2 protein-coding genes are annotated in these 3,848 nt (G+C 40.2%); both read right to left on the bottom strand.

Annotated features, from left to right (window positions below):
• Positions 1 to 388 precede the first annotated feature (388 nt).
• Entirely contained in the window at positions 389 to 3,460 is a 3,072-nt protein-coding gene (locus B3I52_RS00390) for a T9SS type A sorting domain-containing protein (RefSeq protein ID WP_293297227.1), read from the bottom strand.
• A 16-nt stretch (positions 3,461 to 3,476) separates the two neighbouring features.
• On the bottom strand, positions 3,477 to 3,848 hold a 372-nt coding region (locus B3I52_RS00385), incomplete at its 5' end, for a DUF6252 family protein (protein ID WP_293297224.1).

Raw genomic sequence — 3,848 nt, 5'->3', positions numbered from 1 at the left:
GATTAATCGAGCTCAGGTTATAAATATAAAAAACCTCTAGCGTTTTTAAAATGTTAGAGGTTTTGCAATGAAATTTAATGCTTGTTTAAATGTTAGTCAAAGATTGTATGGACGGCGGGGACGCCTTCTTTTGCGGCTATTGCAACGTTTGGCGTTTCCATAAAATAAGGGCATTGCAACAAATGCTAACGTCGAGCACACCGATTATGGGTTAACATAAAGCCAAAAAGGAAATAGATTTCAACTTTGTCAACTTTCTGGCAAACTGTATAGAAAGTTGACAAAGTTTTATTAATCAAATGATCACCATACCGCAACAAATGGTAACGGTGATAGCACCAACATAGTTTAATTAGGGAGGCTAGTAAAATAGCTGAACTTTCAACTATTAATGTGCAATAACTACCTGCTGCTTACTTACTTTTTTGCCCTCGTAAATGTGCAAATAGTAAATACCGTTAGGGATATCTGCTACTTGCAGGGTGATGTTTTTGGTGGTAGCCGTGGTTTTGCCCTCTTTTAGCACTTTTCCTTTTTGGTTTAAAAGTTTTACGCTGAAATCTCTAATGGGCAATGATTTGGAATTACTTTTATTGGCGCCCATTTTTTCTTCGATATAACTAACCTTTAGCTCGGTGCTTGATGGGTTGGGATAGATTATCATTCGGCTATAATAACTACAGTCGCTAACCTCTACCCATGCACCGCTCATTACTCCTACTGTATTGCAAGGGCTACCACTGGCAGTAAACCAAATCTCGAATTTATTGAATCCTACTTGAAGGTCGGCAGGTGCCATAAAACTGCCGCTTGCGGCCGTAATGGGAACTTGCCCCTGATGGGTTACAGTTGACCCCAAGATAACCCGATAATTTAACGTAGTTGGAACAACAGGTGTTTGCGATAGGTAGTAATTAAAAATATTGTCATAGATACTATGCTCATCAGGATTGCCACAAAAGTTTTGATAGGGAGCGGGACCATCATTACAATCAAAGTCTGCCTCTACCAAATAAACTGGCTGATCCATGATGACCGGGCTACTCTCCACTAAAATATCACCACATGGAGTAGCTACTGTTGCCCTTATTTTATAAGCGCCGGGCTCATAATCTCCATTGTTGAGCCGTACCGTTACCTGACTAGCTGTGGAGGAAATAACCTCTACCATGGGGGGATCCCAGATTACAGTAGCGCCTGTTGGTACGCCAGAAATGGTATAGGTAGCTGTACCATTATCGCAAATATAGGAGGGGCCAGAGATGGATGGGATATTGATAGGAATACAACTCGCCGAACAATTCAATGTATTTGAAATATTCTCCATTTCATTAAACAGCCATTCTGCGTTACGGGCTGTAAAGCGGGTATGGCTTTCATTAGAAGTATCACCAAAACTCTCTTGTGCTATAAATGTGGCTGCCCTAGAGGGGTTGGTAAGATGCCACCCTCCAATATAAGTTGATGAAAGACTTGGTGTATCATAGGTCTGTACATCTAATGCGCTTGGTGTAGGTACAAATGCAAAGTTGCTAACGCTTGCCGTATTTAGATTTAATTTATATGCCCCTAAGAAAAAGCCAATAATACCACCCATTGATTGGGGGGCAATGCCCATTGCTCCAATTGGAGATGTTCCCCCCGAAGCACCATCTATGGGTAAATAAGCTGACGAGTTCAAGGTGTAGCTATGATTAAAGGTCTCTTTTTTAATTCTAACAAAGAAATATTTAATCTTAGCTTCTAGTTTAACCTTCGATAACTCTATGCTTCCTCCGAGCGCAGGTAAGGCATTTGCCTTTATTTTAGCTTCTACATTTCCATTTAAACCAGGGATAATTATCATTGCCGCACCACCGTTCCCCTGTACATCTAACAATTGGCTACTTGGAGGAAATAGTTGCGTACCACACTCAGATCCTTGGCTGGTGGCTATAAAACGATAAGTAGGTTGTGGATCTGATGGTAAAAAAGTTATCATAGGCCTATAAGTTGCCGAAAGCCAAGTATTGTTTTGTATAGCGCCATTAGCTGATGATGACCTATAAGTAAGCATCTGTGCTGATGCCGTCTCGTTGAATAAAGCTATGGCTTCATTATATTGTGGAAATACATCTGTTATTCTCCGTCCAAACATTTCTGCATCTCCCAAGGCCTGCACTACTTTTTGCAGCCCTACTGGTACATTAGCCCCTTGGTGCGGGCTATCGTGGGTAATGAGCAAGCGGGTATCGGTAGTTTCATTGTTCTTGGTCATTTGTGCCAAGCCGTAGCGGGCCACCAAACCGCCCATACTAATGCCCATTACCACATTTTGTTGCGGTGCTCCGCTAAGCACCTTATCTGCATTTACCCAGTTAAGCACTGCTTTAAACAAGTTGGCATTACGTACTATATCATCTGTACCTTTGGCATAATCTATAAAAACCAAATCGTATTCTCCTTCCTCGTCTAACTGGTAGTTGAAGTCGTATGGCACTGTTTCGTCATCTATTTTATCTATAAAATGATTATAGCTGTAATTTCCTCCCTGTGTTAAGTTAGGCGCAATCTGCGCTGCATCGTATCCTTCTAATACAATCAAAGGTTTTTTAAGGTGGTTAGTGTTATTGGTACTACTCAGCCTAACAAATACCCTACCGCCACTATGATTACTTGTTTCATCAAAGTCCTTGATAAGATTAACAGTTTCAGGCAGGTAACGTGATAATGCAGGTATATCGGCAACGGTAATGGGCGCATAGCACTCGTACTGGCTGCTATTGCTCATTACCATTTTTAATTTAATGTTTTTGACACCAGCAGTAGTGTAGTTAGGTGTTAAAGGAGTGTTCCAACTGGTACTCTGGTAGCCGTTACCATCGTCAAAATCTATATATAGTGCACTAACCGTAAGGCTGCTGTTGGTAAAAAAGAGATTGGGTTTAAACACCAAAGCAAAATTTCCCGTGGAAAAACCGTCTTTTAAAGGGGTGGCTGCAAACAGGTATTTTAACAGGTAGGGGTTTTCTAATCGTCCGGGCACATCATGCAATACATCATCGCCAGCTATACTAAGCAGGTTATTAGCAACAGCATAACTTTTAAAAGCGTTTAACTCGCCAAAATGGATGGCAATAGGTATGGTGTCTGCCAATGGCAGATATTGGTTAATGCGGTTGTTTAGGCTATCAATGGGCAATAGGGGGTTGGTATTGAGCATACAGGCAGTATAATGCGTAAAATAGGTAGCCCTTAAAGTATTTAATTGCACTTTATTGCTATCGGTAAGCGTACCATTAAAAGGCGTTAACGAAACCAAAGGAAATGCCCGTTCTTCTAAAAAACCTGTGGAAATGGCACTACGGTTTAACTGGGCAAAAATGAACTGCATTTTGCCTGCTAATGAGGTGGTATCTTGGGCATAGGCAAGCCTAAAACCCATCACAAAAATGATGAGTATTAAATAGATTTTTTTCATAATATTTTGATTTAGTTTATTCTATTTTTAAATCGAAACGCCCTTGGGTAGCGTTGATGATTGGGCAACCACTCTTTTCCAATTTGAATTCGAACGTACCTGAAATAAATTTGTTGATCAAATCTAATTTAGTAATGGTTAATGAACCAGAAACAATTCTATTTTCAAAATAATAACAGTCGGACTTAGAGTTTCGATATATTACACCATTATTGTTAAAATAATATGTCCCAGTTTTATTTACGCCTGTCAAACCAATACTAAGTTTCATTTTATCTTCAGAGGAAAGGAGTCTATTAGCAAAAATACCAAAAGAACCCCCGGCATAAGTAGGGTCGTAGGTTAAGTCTAGTTTTTGGTCTAAAAGCCCTCCTTTGGGCAGCCAAAC

The sequence above is a fragment of the Pedobacter sp. UBA4863 genome (genome assembly GCF_002399615.1).
In the GTDB taxonomy this organism is placed as follows: domain Bacteria; phylum Bacteroidota; class Bacteroidia; order Sphingobacteriales; family Sphingobacteriaceae; genus Pedobacter.
This window is presented reverse-complemented; position numbering and strand designations above follow the sequence as displayed.